The sequence below is a fragment of the Polynucleobacter sp. JS-Polo-80-F4 genome, assembly GCF_018881965.1.
Taxonomy (GTDB): domain Bacteria; phylum Pseudomonadota; class Gammaproteobacteria; order Burkholderiales; family Burkholderiaceae; genus Polynucleobacter.
On record NZ_JACVPI010000001.1, the window covers coordinates 1,930,832 to 1,950,637 of the forward strand.

A 19,806-nucleotide genomic window follows, 5' to 3' on the forward strand; every position below is an offset into this window, starting at 1 on the left:
TAAAAAAGAGAAAGGGCCCAGTTTTTCAACTAGGCCCTATATGGGTTGGTGCGGCTGGCAGGAATTGAACCCACGACCCCTTGGTTCGTAGCCAAGTACTCTATCCAGCTGAGCTACAGCCGCAACAGCCATAATTATGCCATGGAAGAGAAGAACTACATCACCCCCGCTGGTCACGAACGCATCAAGACCGAGCTCCTACAGCTCCTAAACCTTGATAGACCGGAGGTTGTGAAGGTAGTCCACTGGGCCGCCAGCAATGGTGACCGGTCTGAAAATGGGGACTACATCTACGGAAAAAAGCGTCTGAGGGAGATTGATAGACGGATCCGCTTCCTCAACAAACGCCTTGAATTTGCGGTGGTTGTCGATAATGCCGCCCGAAAATCTGGCGAAAATGATGCTGAACAGGTTTTCTTTGGGGCTACTGTGACTTACTCAACTTTGGAGGGTGCACAGGCTGGCAAGGAGACTACCATCACTATTGTTGGCGTGGACGAGGTGGACTTAGATCAGGGTCACGTCAGCTGGGTGTCGCCTATAGCAAAAGCCTTAATCAAATCCCGGATTGGAGATTGTGTCTTTATACAAACACCAACAGGCCCTGCTGAAATTGAAATCCTAGACGTTCAGTATTTATAAAGCTGAAGGAATTTATGTTGCGCGTGTACGAGTGACTCGCATGACATCGGGATTGGCACGCAAGCTGCGCATCACCTTAGAGAGATGTAAGCGATCGTAAACCTGGATCGTAAAACGAATGGTGACTGAGTCTTCCTTAAAGCGATCTTCCATCGACACATTCATGATGTTGGAATCGGCAGAAGTAACACTGCTCGCCACTCTAGCCAACACACCTTTACCTTGCCGCGTATCAATGGCTAGATCTAACTCAAACTCACGATTGAGTTCTCTGCCCCACTCAACCTCAACCCATTTATCGCTGTCCTTAGACAGCATGCGCAACGCTATTGGGCAATCATTGGTATGCACTTGCAGACCCTCACCTTTGCCAAGATAGCCAATGATGTTATCGCCAGGAATAGGATGGCAGCAGGTTTGAAAATGGATAGAGTTACCCTCACGTCCATCTACCAATATGGCTTGACGTTGGTGATGATGACCCACTTCTTGATTGGGTGCGACCCAATCAGCAACGCCTAGGCGCATCTGTTCAGCACCGCCCTCATCATCAATAATAATTTTGAGACGAATAGCTAGCTCCTGCGGGGAACGTCTACCCAAGGCAATATTGACGCAAGCTTCTTCGCGGGTTTTATCGCCAGTCCAGTGCATCAGCTTTTCCCAAATCTCAGGGCTCAGCAAAGCTGCATCCACACCTTGCTGACGTAATGCATTGGCTAATAGACGCTCGCCCAACTGTAAGGACTCTGAATAATGCTTTGTTTTTAATGAATGGCGAATTGAGGCGCGTGCCTTACCAGTGCGCACAAATGCCAACCAACCTGGGTTGGGTTGCGAGTTCGCTGAAGTAATTACCTCAACAATGTCGCTATTTTTTAACTCGCTACGCAAAGGTAATTGCAGGCCATTAATCTTCACAGCCACGCAAGTATTACCCAGATCACTATGGATGGAATACGCAAAGTCTAGGGCAGTAGCGCCTCTTGGAAGAGCTCTAATCTGGCCTGTAGGTGTAAATACATAAACAGCGTCAGGAAACAAATCAATTTTGACGTGCTCTAAGAATTCTTGGGAGTCACCACTACTATCCTGAATATCAATTAAGGACTGCAGCCATTGATGAGCTCGGTTTTGAACCTCACTCATATCAGGAGAGCCATCTTTGTAGGCCCAGTGTGCAGCAACACCCGCTTCAGCGACTGCGTGCATTTCAGATGTACGAATCTGAAACTCTACCGGTACGCCTGATGGACCCAATAAGGTCGTATGTAAGGACTGATAGCCATTCAATTTAGGAATGGCAATGTAATCCTTAAATTTACCCGGCATGGGCTTGTACAAAGCGTGCAAGATACCTAGAGCGCGATAGCATTCGTCAATTGAATGCACCGTTACCCGGAAAGCATATACATCTAATACTTGTGAAAAACTTAAATGCTTCGAGCGCATCTTGTGATAAATACTAAAGAGTGTTTTTTCACGACCGCGAAGATCCACATCTAGGTTAGCCTTAGCAAAAGCCATACGAGAAGACTGCAAAATCTTCTCAACCATTTCCTTACGATTGCCACGCGCCCGCTTGACAGCGCCCTCAATGACCCGAAAGCGCATAGGCATGGAGTAACGGAAACTTAAATCTTGAAGGTCGCGATAAATGACGTTCAATCCGAGACGATGTGCAATGGGCGCATAGATTTCAATTGTTTCAGCGGCTACACGACGACGCTTCTCCATCGGCACCGCATCGAGGGTGCGCATATTGTGAGTGCGGTCAGCAAGCTTTACCAAGATGACTCGGACGTCCCGCGCCATTGCCATAAACATTTTGCGAAAACTCTCTGCTTGAGCCTCTGCATGACTTTGAAACTCTAATTTATCGAGCTTCGTTAAACCTTCAACCAACTCGGCAACTTTATTGCCAAATTTTTCAACTAAGTCTGCCTTTGTGCAGCCCGTATCTTCAATCACATCATGCATTAAAGCGGCCATGATGGATGGCGCATCTAAACGCCAGGTTGCACAAAGCTCTGCTACAGCAACTGGGTGGGTAATGTAGGGTTCGCCGCTATGACGGTATTGACCTAAATGAGCGGCATCCGAAAACTGAAATGCCTTTTTGATTTGCACAATCTCTTCAGGCTTGAGATAAGAGAGTTTTGCAAGCAATCCCTCTATTGAAACTACCTGATGTTTTAGTGGAAGACTAGGTGCAGATGTGGGGCCGAATAAATGACGGCTCGATTGTGCCAACAAGCTGGCAATGATCGATTTTTTACCGCTTTGATTTGGGGTGTCGGAGTCTTCATCCAACAACTGTGCTTGAGCTGAGTCAAGCGAAGCATCATTAGGCGAGATGCTTCCTACTTTTTCCGATGTTTTGACTATTCCTAAAGGAAGCTCCACACCGGAACTCCTTAATTACAGAGGTACTTTGGTCAACATGTCACGGTCAGTAACACCAGCAGCTACTTCACGCAAAGCAACTACAGTAGCTTTATCTCTGGACTCAACACGTGGGGAGTGACCTTGTACCAATTGGCGAGCACGATAAGTCGCGGCCAAAACCAATTCAAAACGATTAGGGATAGTTTTAAGGCAATCTTCTACAGTAATACGTGCCATGCTGGACTCACTTAATTTAGCTTCAATACCTATAGGATAACTGATTAGACCCCGAGGCGCTTTAAAAGAGCTGGATTTCTGGCCATACTGGGCCCAGAACGAAGCCGACTTGAAGCCAGAATGTGCTTTAAATCGACTAATGCCTGATCAAAAGAATCGTTTACTACGATGTAATCTGCCTCAGAGGCGTGCTGAAGCTCAACATGAGCAGCTGCCAAACGTCGCTGAATTGTGGCCTCGTCATCTTGACCCCGCTTGCGCAGACGCTCTTCCAAAGCCTCTATTGAGGGTGGGAAGATGAAGATCCACTGCACCGAGGGAATTAACTTCCGAATTTGTTGAGCGCCCTGCCAATCAATCTCCAACATGACATCGCTGCCCGCTTGCATTTGAGATTCAATCCAAGGTTTTGATGTGCCATAAAAATGACCATGGACTTCAGCCCACTCTAAAAAATGTCCCTGATCACGCTCTTGCAAAAAATCGTCTTTTGTCAGAAATCGATAATCTTTACCATCGACTTCACCAGGTCTTGGCACACGCGTAGTTGTTGATAAAGATAATTTGAGCCCTACATCGTCTTTTAATAAAGCATTTACCAATGATGATTTACCAGCGCCTGAGGGCGCAACAATCATCAACATACTGCCTTGGTAGGATGGAGTCTGATTAGTGTTAGTCATAAATCAATCTATGGATTACTCAAGGTTTTGAACTTGCTCACGCATTTGCTCGATGAACAACTTGAGCTCCAGCGCGGCTTGTGTGCACTCTTCAGATACAGATTTGGAACTTAAGGTATTCGCTTCGCGATTGAGCTCTTGCATTAGAAAATCCAAACGCTTTCCAACCGGACCCTTACCTGCAAGTGCATTATCAACCGCCTGAAGATGGGTCTTTAAACGCGCGAATTCTTCAGCCACATCAATGCGGACTGCGTAGAGTACTACCTCTTGACGAATACGCTCCATCAACTCAGTGCCAGCCTTTGCTTGTTCTTGCGTTGCCAGCGCTTCCGCTAAACGCTCAGTGAGCTTTTCCTGATACTGCGCTACATATTCAGGGATCCTAGGCTCTATGACCTTTACGATGTCACGCATCTTGCCGGTAATGCTGGTTAATACGCCAACCAAGGCTTTACCTTCAGCATGACGACTTTCCATTAGAACGGCTAAGGCTGCGCGCCCGGCTTCGACTGCAGCAGTTATCCAACTATCTTCTTCACCCCGCGGTTCAGAAACAACACCAGGCCAACGCAGAACTTCAGCAATACTGAGCTCTTGTGCTTTTGGGAAAGATTCTTGGGCCTTTTCCTGGAGGGTATACAAAGCATCGAGACGATCCCGATTAATGGCCCCCAAGGCATGTGGATTACTCTTGGCAGCACCTGCAGCCGCACTATTGACTCGCCAGGCCGCCCTAAACTCCACCTTGCCTCGGGAAAGGCTTTGCGTAGCCATTTCCCGCAAGGCAGGCTCAGCCCCGCGACATTCGTCCGGAAGACGAAATCCAAGATCCAGAAAGCGGCTGTTAACAGCCCGACATTCCACCTGCAGATCAGCAACTACACCCGCTCCTAAGGAGACTTGGCGAGAAGCGCTGCCATAACCAGTCATGCTCGATATCATATGGACATTGTAGATTCATTATTGATCTAGACACTAACCTCACAGGACCCCCTTTATGAGCACTGCCAACCCAGCCAATATTGCCCGCCCTAGCGGTCGTAAGCCAACCGATTTACGTCCAGTCACCATCTCCAGGGCCTTTACTAAGCATGCTGAAGGCTCAGTATTGATTGCCTTTGGGGATACCAAGGTCCTGTGTACTGCCAGCATCCTAGAAAAGGTGCCGCCCCATAAGAAAGGCTCCGGCGAAGGCTGGGTAACCGCTGAGTACGGCATGCTGCCCCGCTCCACCCATACCCGCAGCGATCGTGAAGCAGCTCGCGGCAAGCAATCCGGTCGTACTCAAGAAATTCAGCGCCTCATTGGCCGCGCTATGCGTAGCGTCTTTGATTTAAAAGTATTGGGTGAGAGAACGATTCACCTCGATTGCGATGTACTGCAAGCAGATGGCGGCACACGTACAGCTTCCATTACAGGTGCTTATGTTGCTGCGCGTGATGCAGTAAACCAACTTTTGAAAAGTGGTGCACTTACTAAAGATCCAATTATTGATAGCGTTGCTGCAATTTCAGTGGGCATCTATCAAAGAGTTCCAGTACTCGATTTAGATTACCCAGAAGATTCTTCTTGCGATACCGATATGAATGTTGTGATGACCGGTAAAGGTGGAATGATTGAGGTGCAAGGGACTGCTGAAGGCGCCGCTTTCTCGAGGGCTGAGCTCAATGCGTTATTAGACTTGGCTGACCAAGGCATCAAAGAGCTCACACAATTGCAAATTGACTCACTTAAATAACTGGTACTTACTTAAGCAATGCAAAAGCTCGTTCTCGCATCTAACAATACCGGCAAGGTAAAAGAATTTCAGGCGCTTTTAGCACCCCTGAACTTTCAAGTCATCCCGCAAGGAGAATTGGGCATTCCTTCGGCTGAAGAGCCGCACCATACCTTTGTAGAGAATGCCTTAGCCAAAGCGCGTCATGCTAGCGCTGCATCTGGCTTACCTGCACTGGCTGATGACTCCGGTATTTGCGCCCATGCTTTGGATGGCATGCCAGGCGTATTGTCGGCTCGCTATGCGGGAGATCAAGGCAATGATGCAGCCAACAATCAAAAACTCATCCAAGAATTAAAGGATCAGGCAGATCGAGGCGCTCATTATGTTTGCGCTCTAGTGTTTATCAACAACCCCAATGATCCCGAGCCCATCATTGTGCAAACCCGTTGGTATGGTCAAATTATTGATCAAGCCACTGGAAACAACGGCTTTGGTTACGACCCTCATTTTTTCTTGGCTGACCAAAACTGTACTGCAGCACAACTGGATGCTGCGCAAAAGAATTTAATCAGTCACCGTGGCCAAGCCTTACGTGAACTGATTACAGAACTCAAATCTCGTGCTTAATTCCACCCCCAATAAAGTCAGCCTTACTGCATTGCCACCCCTGGCTTTGTATATTCACTTTCCTTGGTGCGAAAAGAAGTGTCCTTACTGTGATTTCAATTCCCATCAAATCAAAGAGGGCAAAAGTGGTTTTGATGAAGAGCGTTATATCAATGCGCTGATTGCTGACCTCGAAACTGAACTAGCAAATACCTGGGGACGTCAGGTTCATAGCATTTTTATTGGTGGCGGCACACCTAGCCTTTTGTCTGCAGAAGGCATGGATCGACTACTCTGCGCTGTACGTGCTCGCGTGAACCTAGAGCCCGATGCTGAAATCACCATGGAGGCCAACCCAGGATCTATCGAAGCCGATAAATTTGCAGGCTTTGCAAAGGCGGGTATTAATCGAGTTTCGATCGGGGTTCAGAGCTTTCAAGATGAGCAGCTCAAAGCCTTGGGGCGTATTCACAATGGTGAGGAAGCTAGGCGTGCAATTGCAATTGCGCTAAAACACTTCAAATCAGTAAATCTAGATCTCATGTATGGCCTCCCAAAGCAGACATTAGAGTTGGCTAAGGCGGATATTGAGACAGCACTTTCCTTTAAGACGCCACACCTGTCTTTTTATAACCTCACACTAGAGCCCAACACCTACTTTGCAAACTTTCCTCCGCAATTACCAAGTGACGATGAAGTGGATGCTATCTTTGAACAGAATTTGGATTTACTGACAAAGGCAGGTTACAAACGCTATGAGGTTTCGGCTTATGCCCAGAAGAATCAAGAGTGCAAACATAATCTGAACTACTGGCGCTTTGGTGATTACATTGGTATTGGTGCCGGCGCGCACGGCAAGATTTCCTATCCCGACAAGATTACACGCCAAGTACGTGAGCGGCATCCAGATGGTTATATGTCTGCAATGGAAACTAAGGGCAACGCTCTAATTGAATCCAAGGTAATTGAAGCCAAGGATCTCCCTTTTGAATTTATGCTCAATACCCTAAGACTGACTGATGGCGTTCCGACCAATACCTTTAGTGAACGTACAGGCCTGCCTTTAAACGTGATTAGCAAGGGTCTTTCTGAGGCCAGCAATAAGCAATTGCTCGATGAGAATCCTAGTCAGCTAAAAGCCACCCCTCTTGGCATGCGCTATCTCAACAATCTTCAAGAGATGTTTTTGGATTAGCTCCCGGTCCAACTAGGCGGCTGCCCTTTTAAGAAGCATACCACTCCATTCTTAAAATCATTGCTTCCATAAGTTTCGCTGATGAGATCATTACAGTCGGGCAGTTGATTCTTAATTAATCTTGCCAATACAAGCTTGCTTGATTTTTGCGTAATAGGCGCTAGATTGCTCAAGCGCTCTGCCAGCTTGTCAGCTTCATGACTCAATTGACCCTGTTCATGGATAGCCAGAACATATCCCTGCTTTACCAACTCTTCAGCGGAAATCATTTCTGCCAATAGGAGCATTCGCTTCACAATATTAATGCTCAAATGGGCAGCTAGCCAAGCTACATTGCCCACCGATAAACAGTTGCCGAGTGTTTTGGCTATGGGTACCCCAAACTTAGCGCCGGGTGATGCAATTCGGAAATCACAGCAAGATGCAATTGCTAGACCTCCACCCACTGCCATGCCATCAATCACAGCTATTGTTGGAATAGGTAATGTCGCTAATGGTGCTAGGTAGCTATCAATACCCTCTTCGTATTGCACCCCATCATTACCATTCTGAAAACTCGCAAACTGCGCGATATCACTGCCAGAGACAAAGGACTTCCCGCCAGCACCACGAAAGATGGCTACACGCACCTTTGGGTTCTTGGCAATATCTTCACAGATTGTCTTTAAGCTCTGATACATGCTGACGGTCATCGCATTGCGCGCCGCCACATGATCAAAAACAATGTGGGCAATGTTGCCGCGTATCTCTAGTGAGACTTGCGCAATATTGCCCGCATTATCTTGGTGTGTCATGAAATGCTTATTCAGCCTTGATGTTCAGGCTCTTTACTAAACGCTGATACTTAGCAAGCTCTCCGGCCAAGAACAAGCTGAACGCAGCTGGTGTTGCAGGACCTTCTGGCTGTAAGCCTTGAGAATCAAGCGTCTTCTTAATCTGTGGATCAGCCATGGCAGCCTTCACTGCCTGATCAATCTTGTTGACTACAGCAGGATCCATTCCCTTTGGACCCATCACAGAGTACCAATTGGTGACATCAAAGCCTGTAATACCCACTTCGTTAAACGTTGGCACGTTTGGAAGAATGGATAAACGCTTTGGAGTTGAAATCGCTAGCGCTTTCAAGCTACCCTCTTTAATTTGCTGCAAGTTAGGCGGCAAGGTATCGAAGTTCATCGTGATCTGCCCACCAAGCAAATCAATAATGGCTTGACCACTACCCTTGTAAGGAACGTGATTGAGTTGAATACCAGCAATCTTGGCAAATAAAGCGCCTGCTAAATGCTGGGTGCTGCCAATACCGGAGGAACCGTAAGTCATCTGCCCTGGATTTGCTTTAGCAAGCGAAATGAGTTGCGCCACCGAGTTCACTGGTAATGAAGCCTTCACCACTAGTACGTTGGGTACGTATCCCAAATAAGTAATGGGTGTGAAATCCGTTGCAGGGTTGTAAGGAACGTTTGTTAGTACAAATGGTGCAATCGCATTGGAATTGGAATGCCCTACAAGTAAGGTATACCCATCCGGATTTGCTTTAGCAATTTGATCGGCTGCAATGGTACCGGCGGCTCCGGATTTATTTTCAACGATCACACTTTGACCGAGAATCTCACCCATCTTAGGAGCAATAGCACGAGCAACAATATCTGTGCCGCCACCAGGTGCAAATCCAACAATCAGTCGAATCGGTTTTGTTGGGAAGGCTTGCTGTCCGAAAGCAATAAATGAGGTCGCGGCTAGCGTAATTGCCAGCAAACTACGAACAGCCCATTGAGGCGTTTTAAGCAACATAAAGTCTCCAAAATTGTTTTTATTGTGTTTGATACTATTAGTGGTTAATTCTAAACATATAAGAACATCCGAGACAATGACGAAAACACCTATAAATGATGCTTTAGATGACGCCCATCAGCGCTCATCAAAGCCATTACCCCTCTCTGGAGTGCGTGTTCTTGACGTAAGTCAAGTAATGGCCGGCCCCTACTGCTGCATGCTCTTGGCGGACTTAGGTGCAGACGTCATCAAGATTGAGCCACCAGGCACTGGCGATCAAACGCGTGGTGCGATGGGTTTTAAGATGAAAGGTTCAGATAGCATGGGCTTTCTGAATATGAATCGCAATAAACGCAGTCTGACTCTCAATCTCAAAACTGAGGCAGGTAAAAAAGTATTTTTTGAATTGGTAAAGACTGCTGATATTTTGGTTGAGAACTATCGACCAGGTGTCATGAAGAAACTCGGAATTGATTACCCCTCTTTAAAAGCCATCAACCCAGGCTTGGTTTATGCGAGCATCTCTGGCTTTGGCCAAACCGGTCCGTGGGCTGATCGCCCTGGATTTGATCTGATGGCGCAAGCAATGTCTGGCGTCATGAGCGTTACAGGTTATCCAGATGGACCACCCGTCAAGGCTGGCGTGCCGGTGGCCGATATTGGTTGTGCACTCTTTGCGGTTTATGGAATTTTGTCAGCCTATATCGGCAAGACTAAAAGTGGCGAAGGTCAATTTATCGATGCCTCACTCTTCGATTCTGCCTTGGCATTTTCCATCTGGGATACAGCCCAATACTGGGGTACTGGAGTGGAGCCTTATAAGCTTGGCACAGCCAATCACATGAGTGCGCCCTACCAAGCCATGAAGGCATCTGATGGTTATTTTGTCATGGGCGCTACCAATCAAAAACTCTGGAAATTACTTTGCGACAAAATTGAACATCCAGAGTTATTTGAAGATGCACGCTTTAAAACGAATCCATTACGCTTGGCAAATCGTTTAGAGCTCGCTGCAGAACTAGAAAAGTCATTTGCAAACAAAACTGCTGATGAATGGGTTGATGTACTTCTGGCTGCAGGTATTCCAGCGGGCCCGATTAACACCTACCCAGAAGCATTTGATAGTGAACATGGTCGTCATCGCAAGATGCGTATGGAGATTGACCACCCTATTGAAGGTACAGTTCCCAACATTGGCTTTGCCGTCAAAATGAATGGCACGCCTCAGCAGGTATATCGTCACCCCCCTTTACTGGGCGAACATACCAGTGAGCTTCTTGCAGAACTGGGCATCGCGGGTGATGAACTCCAGTCTTTAGAAGCTGGCGGTGCTTTTGCACCGTAGCTTGCAGCTATACCAACAAAGAGAATAAGTAAAAAGGGCTCCAATGGAGCCTTTTTTACTTAGTAAGAGGATTCATTACTCGCCAGCTGTAATTGCCATCTCTTGTGCAGCAAATGGATCTTTAGCTGGGGCTGCTGGTTTAGGGGCAGCCTTTCCTTTTGTCCCTGGCATAAGTTCAAAATCAGGTACAAAGACAGTCAAGGTGCTTCTGAGCTGATCAAATGGCTTACGATCCCCATCAAACCTCACCTTGCCTTCAGCTAAGAGTTTGTCAAAAGTTGTTTGACCGCCCATTACTTGCTCAAGATCACTTCGATTCAGCGTAATAGTCAGATTGGGGTTCTTGGCCTGCTGACCCTTAATGTTGGTCAATGCAGAGTTACTCATTTCAATCACAAACTTTTCGCCATTATCTGGAGTAGCCAGGTTGATCACAAAATTCATGCCCGCTGCTTTTTTACTATCCATGCTGATAGCTAAGGCGTTGAGCCAGAGTTCGGTTGTCATGCCTTTGATCATGTCTGGGCCATTAGACTTTGGAGAGGCACCTGACGGCATGCCATGACGAAGTTCATAAGCAGCTCCCAAGAAGCTATTACGCATACTTGGGCTTTCTTTTTGGTAGCCAATTTGCTCAAAGATGTCAGCAAGCAAGTCTTTGGCGGCAGTATTGTTTGGCTGTGCGTAGACTAATTTATTTACGATCTCCATCGCTTCGCGATACTTGCCCTGCTTATAGAGCTCTTTACCCTTTGCCATGATCTTGGCTGAACCACCCATCATCTCGACATACAGTGGCGCCGAGTCTTTTGGTGACAACGGTGCCAAGGTTGCAGGGTTAGCGTCCCAATAACCCAGATAACGATTAATCACAGCGCGGCTGTTGTGTTCTTCAGATCCATGATAGCTATGAGCGGCCCACTGCTTCTTTAAGCTTTCAGGCTGCTTGTAGACATTCTGAATTTCATTAATGGTCACGCCATTATTTGCTAGGTGAAGGACTTCGTTATGCAAGTGGGCATAACTATCGCGCTGCGTACGCATCACTTCCTGAATACGTTCATTACCCCAACGTGGCCATGTATGAGATGCAAACATGACTTCACTTTCATTGCCATAGCGATATAAGGCGTTATTGATATTCTTAGACCATGCCAAGGAGTCACGAACTAAGGCGCCCCGTAAGGTGTAAATATTGTGAATTGTGCCGGTGATATTTTCTGCCGCCCAGAATGCTTTAAATTGCGGGAAGTAGGTATTCATCTCGGCAGGAGCTTCAGTGCCTGGGGTATTTTGGAACTCCATCTCCACACCATCAACTGTCATTTTTTCATACGGCTGATTGATGTAGACATTAGGCTCAATAAGGCCTAAATTGCCTGCCGCAGTATTTTTACCGATCGATTGATCCACGTGCCCAAAGGGACTTCTTGGCAATAACACTCCGTATTGGAAATACATCCTGCGGGTCATGGCATTACCGGCGTAGACGTTCTCGGCAATCGCATGATCCATAAAGCCTGCAGGCGCGATGATTTTCACCTTGCCACTCTTGACATCTGCCTCATCCACTACGCCTCTCACACCACCGAAGTGATCTCCGTGTGAATGGGAATACACCACCGCTACCACTGGACGCTTGCCGAGCTTCTCATTTACCAACTCAAGAGCAGCACGCGCTGTTTCTTTGGCGGTCAATGGATCAAACACAATCCAGCCGCTGTTGGTCTTCACAAAACTAATATTAGCTAAGTCAAAGCCACGAACTTGATAGATTTTTCCTGGCACTACTTCATATAAGCCATAACCCATATTGAGGATGGCTTGGCGCTGCAAAGAAGGATGGACGCTGTCAAAGTCTTTGCCCTGCAATAAGAAGTCGTAGCTTCCCATATCCCAGGCAACATTACCCGCATCAGCCATGATGGTCTTATAAGGAGGTGCAGCAATAAAGCCCCTCTTTGATTCTTCAAAATCTCGCTTATCTTGAAATGGCAGCGTCTTGCGAAGCCCGTTTTGTAATTCAACCGTGTAGCTGGATGGCGCCTTACCCTTCTCATCAAAATGCTTGCCTTGCATGGCGCCAGGATCGGCTATAACGCCACCTCCGCCAGCAGCAAATGCCACTCCAGAAGATATGAAGGCAAGCGCAAAAGATGTATGAGAAAGTTTGATTTTCATAAAAGCCCAAAGTAAAAATAGTTTGATTACTTCAATGATATGTTTGTGCAATTCAATGGCAATTAGCCCTGCAGCCAATAATTAAGTCTAACAAATAAATTAGATGGCATATACCGCAACCAGGGGCAAGCTCACAAAAAAAGTGGTCCCTTTGCCTGGCAAAGAATCAAACCAGATTGAGCCACCGTGCCTCATCACAATATGCTTGCACAACCAAAGACCAATTCCCATGCCCGTGCCTTTGGTAGTCGAAAGAAGTTCAAACATGTGAGCCTGAACATTGGAATCAATACCAGTGCCGGTATCAGCAATCGATATCTGAACACCAGCATTAGTATGCTCAGCTCGAATAATGATTTTTTTATCAGGCTTTTCTGTGATCTTTAGTGCATCAATAGCGTTATTAACTAAATTTAAGAGTACTTGCTGGAGCTCGCCCTTATTTGCAGTTAAAAGAAGATGATCCTCTAACTTCAGAATCATTTGAATGTTTTGCTTAATAATTTCTGGGCGGGCAATTGTGAGCACTAAGTCGATTAGTTCACCAAGATCCACTTTAGTGGATGCTATTTTTTCATCCGCAAACACGGATCTAAGGGAGCGAATAATATTTGCCGCTCGTTGGTTGTCTGTCAATAAAGAATCTAAAACTTCTTTCTGCAAGGAGGGATCTAATTCACCTTCAGATAACTTCTTTTGCAAGAATTGAATATTCAGACTAGAGGCGCCCAGGGGCTGATTGAGCTCATGTGCAATGGAGGCTGATAGAGCCCCTGTACTAGCGGTCTTATTGGCTTTTAATAGAGAGGCAATCAAGAGATCTCGCTCTTGCAATAGTTTTTTAGTTGTTTCATTTTCAGTTGTTGCCTTGATATTGGCTACCACGACTTGCTCAGCCCAATAACTACCAATAGCAATGTATGAAAGCGTATTCATTACCAGCTGAGAGATGGTGAATAAAATCAGTAGCTGAGGTATTTGCTCTACCTGCTGAATAGTGAAGGCAGAAGCTATTAATATAAAGAAACGGCCTATAGCAAAAAATATTTCTGCAAAACTTGCAAATTGCATATAGAACAATTGTTTAGATGGCGATACTTTTCTTTTCTTACTCAGTTCATATATTTGCCAGCAATAAAAAATACTGGCGATCACAGCCATCACTGCAGTGCGACTCTCGAAGGATCCATACATACGCATAGATTCAAACATGATAAAGAAAATACACACTGAAATTACTGCAGCAATCTTTACCCGTCTCGATATCTCTTGATTGAGAGACATACAAAATAATGCTTGCAACATCGCTGCTACATAAAAGAAAGTATTCGCTACGGTGAAATTAAATTCTGGGTTGGCAATATTCTGAAGGGTGATAATCCCGAATCCGAAAATAAGTAAGCCCACTACATTCACAAGTAGCGAGGACATCCAATACAAACTGGGTCTTAGTAGGTTTTGCGATCGGTAATAGTGATAAATACCAAAAAAAAGGCCCATCTGAATGATGGCCAGAATAAAGAAGTAAATAGAAATGAGCAGCTTCATAATCAATATGGTACATCCATCGAATTGATTCGCTAAAATCGAATGATGCGGCTTTTTAGTAGAACCCAGCTCTTTTTCTTTGTCACCCTATTTGCCGTTGGGATTGGCTTTGCACATGCCCAATCTGCCCTCTATAACGCGGCCAATAATTACCTTAAAAAGCGCGCCGATGCCTTTATGACGATTACTGGCTACTCTCTCACGCCAGATGTCACTACCGGCTCCTTATCAATTCGTAATAATGGTGGAGAGAACTCTGATCTGCAGATGATCTCTTTAGGTGGTGGTGACCGTATTAGTGCAAATTTTCCACTCTACTTAGAGGGCACTATTGCGGTGAATCGCTACAACCCCACTTTTACTGACGGAATTGGGAATAGCTCTGTTACCGTACCGGTCCACTGGAATAGCGTGACTGGCACTGGAGGTATTGGCTGGGATTTTCCGATTACGAATGAACTGCGCTTTCGCCCCATTGCCAATGTCATGCTAGGTCACCTAGAGAGCGATCTCTCGATTGCCTCTCGAGTCATTCAAAATCAAAAAGGTGTTGACTTGCAATTCCTCAATGGTGGACGCATGAATTCTTATGGTTTGGGTGGCTCAGTCATGCTTGATTATGAGAATTACAAACCCGATCAAGAGATTGATGTGGAATTGCGTTACACCAATATTCCAGTCCAAACATTTGCGACCTCTACCGCGGTCCAGGGATCAGCAGACTCGCAAAGTCTGGCACTTTGGGCCCGCAGTCGCATTCCAACACCGATCATGCTATTGGATAGGCCATTAAGGGCTGTATTTGAGATAGCACATACCGAATTCTTAGGCGACTTACGTGGGGCGCTGGGATTTAACTCACTTTCCTCCGTTGGTACCGGTATTGAATTGGATCGAAGTGCCTCTGATCCCATCTTTAGCAGGGTTAGAGTCGTATTTCGCTATCAGTTTGGCCAGAACGTGCATGGCACCTCTATTGGTCTAGCCGCCAGCTTCTAGCAATACAATAGATACAAGTACTAAATTACTAGTATTTAGCCATTACCTCATCGCCATCTAATGGTGATGCCCTTTAAATATCCTAAGGATCAAACCATTATGAAAAAAATTATCATTGCTATCGTCATTGCTGCAATCGCAGTTGGCGGTTACTTTTTCCTCACTAAACCAAAAGCGCCTATTGCTGGTGTAGCCGCTCAAGAAGCTGCACTCATTTATGACGGTGAAGTAACAAAGATTGATGCTGCAACACGCACAGTTACCCTCAAAAACAACGACGGTGAAACCTCTATCGTTGCTGGCCCTGAAGTGAAGAACTTCGCAGAAATTAAAGTAGGCGACCGTTTTGATGTTGTATATGAAATGGCTGTAGCAATTGAATTGGTTAAGGTAAAAAATCCAGGTGTAACTAGCGAGCAAGTTACAACTAGCACTGCAACTGCCCCACAAGGCGACAAACCAGGCATGATCACTACCAATACTGTGACTGCAACTGCCAATGTTGAAGCGATTGATACAACTAAAAATGTTGTTTCTTTAAAAGGCCCACAAGGAAACATCTTCAAGGTTAAGGTTCAGAACCCTGACTTGATGAAAGATATCGCTGTAAATGATCAAGTAAAAGTGGTTTACACAGAAGCAATCGCCGCAGTAGTAAGCGCACCAGCTAAGAAGTAATTAAGAAATGCAGTAGTTCTATGAAAGTTCCTTTGTAGGTCTTTTCTAGAATCTAGAAAAATAAAAGCCCAGCAAGCAGTTGCTGGGCTTTTTACATTTAACTTGGCGGAAGAGGTGAGATTCGAACTCACGGAGGACTTTCATCCTCGCCAGTTTTCAAGACTGGTGCATTCAACCGCTCTGCCACTCTTCCTTTGCGAATTGAGTCCTAGATTATAAGGAATTCGGTGAGTCCCTACTTAAAAATGCAATAAACCCCCTTCTAAAGATTGCTTCCATTGGCTTAAATACTCTGTGTGCACCAACCGATATACCCTTTTTTCTGATAAACTAGTCAGATAACTAGTCAGGAGCATGGGTGATGAATAAGCACTGGGCAGTTCAAGATGCCAAAGCAAAATTTAGCGAGTTACTAAACGCCTGCCTTGAAGAAGGTCCTCAAGTAGTTACTAAGCGGGGGCATGAAGCAGCCGTATTAATCACTATTCAGGAGTGGAATACATTGAAAAAGTTAGCCAAACCTTCTCTTAAAGCGCTTTTGCTTTCAGAGCAAGCCAAGGGTGACCTAGTGCTGCCAAAGCGTGGCCAAGGTGCATTTCGAAAATCCATCAAACTGTAAGACGGCTCATGTACTTACTAGACACTAATATTATTTCAGAACTACGTAAACCAAAACCGCATGGAGCAGTATTAGAGTGGTATGACAACATTTCAGATAATGATCTTTATATTTCCGCAGTCTCGATCGGTGAAATTCAAGCAGGCATTGAGTTGACTCGTGAGCAAGATAAAAATAAAGCAGAGTCTTTGGAAAGTTGGTTGCAACAAGTTTCAAATGCACATCATGTCTTACCGATGACGGGATCAACCTTTAGACTGTGGGCAAAGCTCATGCATAAAGAAAGTAATACCGTTTGGGAAGATGCCATGATCGCAGCGACAGCTATTGATCAGAAACTCATTGTGGTCAGTAGAAATATAAAAGACTTCAAACGATTTAAAATTAATTTACTGAACCCATTCGAATATCGAGCCCAAGCAGATTAAGACCTCTTAATTAAACCTTCTAAATGCTTGGCAATAGCTAGGCTGGAGGTTAATCCTGGGGACTCGAAGCCATATAGATTAAAAAGTCCTTCCAGGCCATGGTCTTGGGGACCATTGAAGCAAAAGTCCCCTGCAGGCGCATTAGGCGGGACTATCTTTGCCCTCACCCCTGAGTAATCGGGCTGCAAAGCGTTGTCTTTAAGCCCTGGCCAGTAGCGCCTCACAGCCTCATAAAAGCCTTCGCCCCGCTTTGGGTTTACGGTGTAATCAATTTGGCTTTCTTCATCGATTTCAAGCCATTCGACGTCGGGCCCAAACTTGGCCTGCCCACCCATATCTAAAGTAAGGTGCACACCTAGCCCACCAGGTTCTGGAATGGGATAAATCAAATGCTTGAACGGTGATTTTCCAGAAAGAGAAAAGTAATTACCTTTAGCAAAATACGCTTTGGGGATATGTTCCTGTGAGAGTCCTTCTATCTTTCTCGCAATGGCTGGTGCACTCATACCAGCACAATTGATCAGCAGCTTGGTTTGAATCTTCATGCCATCTGCGCCACCGATTTCTAATTCAAATCCGTCCTTCGCATTATCACCAATAGGCTTTGCGCTGATAAGTGGCGATTGATAGGCAATCATGCCGCCTGCATCCTCAAATCCGCCAAGCAAGGACAGCATGAAGCCATGGCTATCAACGATACCAGTAGAGGCCGAGAGAACCGCTGCCGCACAATGTAGCTCGGGTTCCATTGCCTTGGCTTGCTCGCCAGTAATCATTTTGATTTCTGGAACTTGGTTTTGCTGCGCTTTGTAAAGAATGGCCTGGAGATCATCTAACTGAGATTCGTCGCTGGCAACGATCAATTTTCCATAAGGCTGAGTAGCAACATGGTGAGTGCGGCAATACTCATAGAGCATGCGATTACCCTCTACACAGAGCTTGGCCTTGAGTGAATCCTTGGGGTAATAAATGCCAGCATGAATCACTTCACTATTACGGGCACTGCTTATCGTGCCAAAAGCACTTTCCCGCTCGAGCAAAATTGTTTCACGGCCCTGCAATGCCATTTCTCTTGCAACAGCTAGGCCGACGACCCCGGCACCGATGACGACACAGTCGACTTGATCCATTTATCTGCCCAAGCCTTGAATAATTGTTCTCTGCATCCTGAAATCGTAACATTTTCAGTGTTTTAGTGGGTTTTGGGACACTTCTTGATAAAATCTATCAATGTCCTCTAAACCAGCTGAAGAACATCTGAAAACCCTATTTAGCACCCAAGATATCGTTTTAGATAGCGCTTATCAAGGAATTGATGCTGCCAGCTGGAAATTCCTCTTTGCCCAAGCCAAAGAAGCCAAATTAGAGCAATTTATTGCCGACCTGTTCGCTGGTAAGCCAGTGAATAATTCTGAAAATCGCCCTGCCTTGCACTCTGCCCTGCGCAACCTAGATAAGTCACCGGTTTTAGTAAATGGCAAAGATGTTATGCCAGACGTCGCACAAGTTTGGCATCGCATTGAGGCTCTCTGCAATAAGTGGGTAGGCGTCACCGATGTTATTCACATTGGTATTGGCGGTTCAGATTTTGGCCCACGTCTTGCCATTGAAGCGTTAGCCCATGTTCCCGATATTGAAAGTCGCGGCATGCGCATGCATTTCTTGGCCAATATCGATACTGCAGATTTAAATCGCATTTTGCAACGTGCTTTGCCGCATAGCACCAAGGTCATCATTGTCTCTAAGTCGTTCACAACGCTTGAGACCAACATGAATGCAAACGCCGTAGTGAAGTGGCTTAAAAATAATGGTCTCACCGATAGTCAAGTGAGCAAATCACTCTTTGCTGTAACAGCAAACGTTCCTGCCGCTGAAGCATTTGGTATTGATCAAGACCATATCTATCCTTTTTGGGACTGGGTTGGCGGTCGTTACTCTGTATGGTCTGCCGTAGGATTACCAATTGCCCTGCAATACGGCTTTGAGACTTTTAAGCAGTTCTTAGCTGGCGCTCAAGCAATGGATCAGCACTTTAAGTCCGCCCCTCTCGAAGACAATATTCCGGTAATCATGGCGCTGAGCCTGCTTTACCAGCAAGAGAAACACAACATCAAGTCATATGCCGTTATTCCGTATGCGGACGCATTGGACTGGTTTCCAAAGTGGTTGCAACAGCTGGATATGGAAAGCAATGGCAAGAGCGTCGATCGTGATGGTAAGCCAGTTAAATTTTCTTGCCCAGTAGTCTTTGGTAGCTCAGGCAGCAATGCCCAACATTCTTATTTTCAGTTACTGCATCAAGGCACTGAAGTCATTCCTATTGATTTCATCGCAGTGCGCGAGCCGATGAGCAATTTGCCTGAGGCAAAAGCGCATCACCGTATTCTGCTTTCAAACTGTCTAGCGCAAGCCCAAGCCTTGGCCAATGGCAAGAAGACTGACAACCCGAACAATACCTACCCAGGCAAACGCCCTAGTAACTTACTCATTCTGCCTAAGCTCAATGCCTTCTACTTAGGCGCACTCTTGGCGCTTTATGAGAATCGTACTGCTGCATTGGGTGCCTTATGGAATATCAATAGCTTTGATCAACCAGGTGTAGAGCTTGGCAAGGTACTAGCTAAGCCAATTGAGGCTGCCCTAAAGAATGGTGTCACCATTCAAGCTGAAGCTGGTATTGATGAAGTGACAGCTGCTCGCATTAACTTATTCAATCAATAGCTTATTAATAGCTATATTGATCTAGCATTAGCCCAGACAC

19 protein-coding genes and 2 tRNA genes are annotated in these 19,806 nt (G+C 45.9%); 10 read left to right on the top strand and 11 right to left on the bottom strand.

What is annotated here, in order from left to right; genetic code table 11:
- Positions 1-46 precede the first annotated feature (46 nt).
- Positions 47-123: transfer RNA gene (locus tag ICN20_RS09905), tRNA-Arg, on the bottom strand.
- A gap of 18 nt (positions 124-141) precedes the next feature.
- Here ICN20_RS09905 and greB point away from each other — a divergent pair.
- Complete coding sequence (gene greB, locus ICN20_RS09910; RefSeq protein WP_216240043.1) at positions 142-642, top strand: transcription elongation factor GreB; 501 nt, start codon at positions 142-144, stop codon at positions 640-642.
- A gap of 12 nt (positions 643-654) precedes the next feature.
- Here the strand turns inward: greB and ICN20_RS09915 are convergent, their stop codons facing one another.
- Genes ICN20_RS09915 through ICN20_RS09930 form a run of 4 tightly spaced genes read right to left on the bottom strand, consistent with a single transcriptional unit; the run spans position 655 to position 4,895 of the window.
- On the bottom strand, positions 655-3,048 hold the full coding sequence (locus ICN20_RS09915; protein ID WP_216240045.1) for a RelA/SpoT family protein: 2,394 nt from the start codon (positions 3,046-3,048) through the stop codon (positions 655-657).
- 15 nt (positions 3,049-3,063) lie between these two features.
- Positions 3,064-3,267 carry a DNA-directed RNA polymerase subunit omega gene (rpoZ, locus tag ICN20_RS09920; protein WP_011902918.1) on the bottom strand — a complete coding sequence of 68 codons (204 nt, stop codon included), beginning with the start codon at positions 3,265-3,267 and terminating at the stop codon, positions 3,064-3,066.
- Positions 3,268-3,311: 44 nt separating this feature from the next.
- Complete coding sequence (gmk, locus tag ICN20_RS09925) at positions 3,312-3,950, bottom strand: guanylate kinase (RefSeq protein ID WP_216240046.1); 639 nt, start codon at positions 3,948-3,950, stop codon at positions 3,312-3,314.
- A gap of 15 nt (positions 3,951-3,965) precedes the next feature.
- A complete protein-coding gene (locus ICN20_RS09930) occupies positions 3,966-4,895 on the bottom strand; it encodes a YicC/YloC family endoribonuclease (protein WP_216240048.1) in 930 nt (309 codons plus the stop codon).
- A gap of 55 nt (positions 4,896-4,950) precedes the next feature.
- On the opposite strand from ICN20_RS09930, the gene rph reads away from it, so the two are divergent.
- Genes rph through hemW form a run of 3 tightly spaced genes read left to right on the top strand, consistent with a single transcriptional unit; the run spans position 4,951 to position 7,474 of the window.
- Positions 4,951-5,691, top strand: coding sequence for a ribonuclease PH (rph, locus tag ICN20_RS09935; RefSeq protein ID WP_216240050.1), 741 nt, complete (start codon positions 4,951-4,953; stop codon positions 5,689-5,691).
- Between the two features lie 18 nt (positions 5,692-5,709).
- Positions 5,710-6,300, top strand: coding sequence for an RdgB/HAM1 family non-canonical purine NTP pyrophosphatase (gene rdgB, locus ICN20_RS09940; protein ID WP_216240059.1), 591 nt, complete (start codon positions 5,710-5,712; stop codon positions 6,298-6,300).
- Entirely contained in the window at positions 6,293-7,474 is a 1,182-nt protein-coding gene (hemW, locus tag ICN20_RS09945; RefSeq protein ID WP_216240061.1) for a radical SAM family heme chaperone HemW, read from the top strand. The genes rdgB and hemW overlap by 8 nt, the downstream gene beginning before the upstream one ends.
- Here the strand turns inward: hemW and ICN20_RS09950 are convergent.
- Together ICN20_RS09950 and ICN20_RS09955 are read right to left on the bottom strand one after the other, a co-directional pair.
- A complete protein-coding gene (locus tag ICN20_RS09950; RefSeq protein WP_216240063.1) occupies positions 7,471-8,268 on the bottom strand; it encodes an enoyl-CoA hydratase/isomerase family protein in 798 nt (265 codons plus the stop codon). The two genes, hemW and ICN20_RS09950, sit on opposite strands and share 4 nt — an antisense overlap.
- 7 nt (positions 8,269-8,275) lie before the next feature.
- Entirely contained in the window at positions 8,276-9,265 is a 990-nt protein-coding gene (locus ICN20_RS09955) for a tripartite tricarboxylate transporter substrate binding protein (RefSeq protein WP_216240065.1), read from the bottom strand.
- A gap of 76 nt (positions 9,266-9,341) precedes the next feature.
- Here ICN20_RS09955 and ICN20_RS09960 point away from each other — a divergent pair, with 76 nt between their 5' ends.
- The gene (locus ICN20_RS09960) at positions 9,342-10,592 is read left to right on the top strand and encodes a CaiB/BaiF CoA-transferase family protein (RefSeq protein ID WP_216240074.1); all 1,251 of its coding nucleotides are present in this window, start codon (positions 9,342-9,344) and stop codon (positions 10,590-10,592) included.
- 75 nt (positions 10,593-10,667) lie between these two features.
- Here the strand turns inward: ICN20_RS09960 and ICN20_RS09965 are convergent, their stop codons facing one another.
- Positions 10,668-12,773 (bottom strand): alkyl/aryl-sulfatase, encoded by a 2,106-nt coding sequence (locus tag ICN20_RS09965; protein WP_216240076.1) that lies wholly within the window; start codon positions 12,771-12,773, stop codon positions 10,668-10,670.
- Positions 12,774-12,872: 99 nt separating this feature from the next.
- Positions 12,873-14,321 carry a sensor histidine kinase gene (locus ICN20_RS09970; protein WP_216240078.1) on the bottom strand — a complete coding sequence of 483 codons (1,449 nt, stop codon included), beginning with the start codon at positions 14,319-14,321 and terminating at the stop codon, positions 12,873-12,875.
- Positions 14,322-14,363: 42 nt separating this feature from the next.
- On the opposite strand from ICN20_RS09970, the gene ICN20_RS09975 reads away from it, so the two are divergent.
- Positions 14,364-15,320: a hypothetical protein gene (locus tag ICN20_RS09975; RefSeq protein ID WP_216860206.1), complete on the top strand. Its 957-nt coding sequence runs from the start codon at positions 14,364-14,366 to the stop codon at positions 15,318-15,320.
- Positions 15,321-15,419: 99 nt separating this feature from the next.
- Entirely contained in the window at positions 15,420-15,998 is a 579-nt protein-coding gene (locus ICN20_RS09980; protein ID WP_216240080.1) for a hypothetical protein, read from the top strand.
- A 103-nt stretch (positions 15,999-16,101) separates the two neighbouring features.
- Here the strand turns inward: ICN20_RS09980 and ICN20_RS09985 are convergent.
- Positions 16,102-16,191 (bottom strand) — tRNA-Ser (locus ICN20_RS09985).
- Between the two features lie 168 nt (positions 16,192-16,359).
- Here ICN20_RS09985 and ICN20_RS09990 point away from each other — a divergent pair.
- Both ICN20_RS09990 and ICN20_RS09995 read left to right on the top strand, forming a co-directional pair.
- Positions 16,360-16,617, top strand: a complete 258-nt coding sequence (locus ICN20_RS09990; protein WP_216240081.1) for a type II toxin-antitoxin system Phd/YefM family antitoxin — start codon at positions 16,360-16,362, stop codon at positions 16,615-16,617.
- 8 nt (positions 16,618-16,625) lie between these two features.
- Entirely contained in the window at positions 16,626-17,045 is a 420-nt protein-coding gene (locus ICN20_RS09995) for a type II toxin-antitoxin system VapC family toxin (protein WP_072582528.1), read from the top strand.
- On the opposite strand, the gene ICN20_RS10000 is transcribed toward ICN20_RS09995, so the two are convergent.
- The gene (locus ICN20_RS10000; protein WP_216240083.1) at positions 17,042-18,175 is read right to left on the bottom strand and encodes an NAD(P)/FAD-dependent oxidoreductase; all 1,134 of its coding nucleotides are present in this window, start codon (positions 18,173-18,175) and stop codon (positions 17,042-17,044) included. The two genes, ICN20_RS09995 and ICN20_RS10000, sit on opposite strands and share 4 nt — an antisense overlap.
- 100 nt (positions 18,176-18,275) lie before the next feature.
- Between ICN20_RS10000 and pgi the strand changes: the two genes are divergently transcribed.
- A complete protein-coding gene (gene pgi / locus ICN20_RS10005) occupies positions 18,276-19,766 on the top strand; it encodes a glucose-6-phosphate isomerase (RefSeq protein WP_216240086.1) in 1,491 nt (496 codons plus the stop codon).
- Positions 19,767-19,806: the final 40 nt, after the last annotated feature.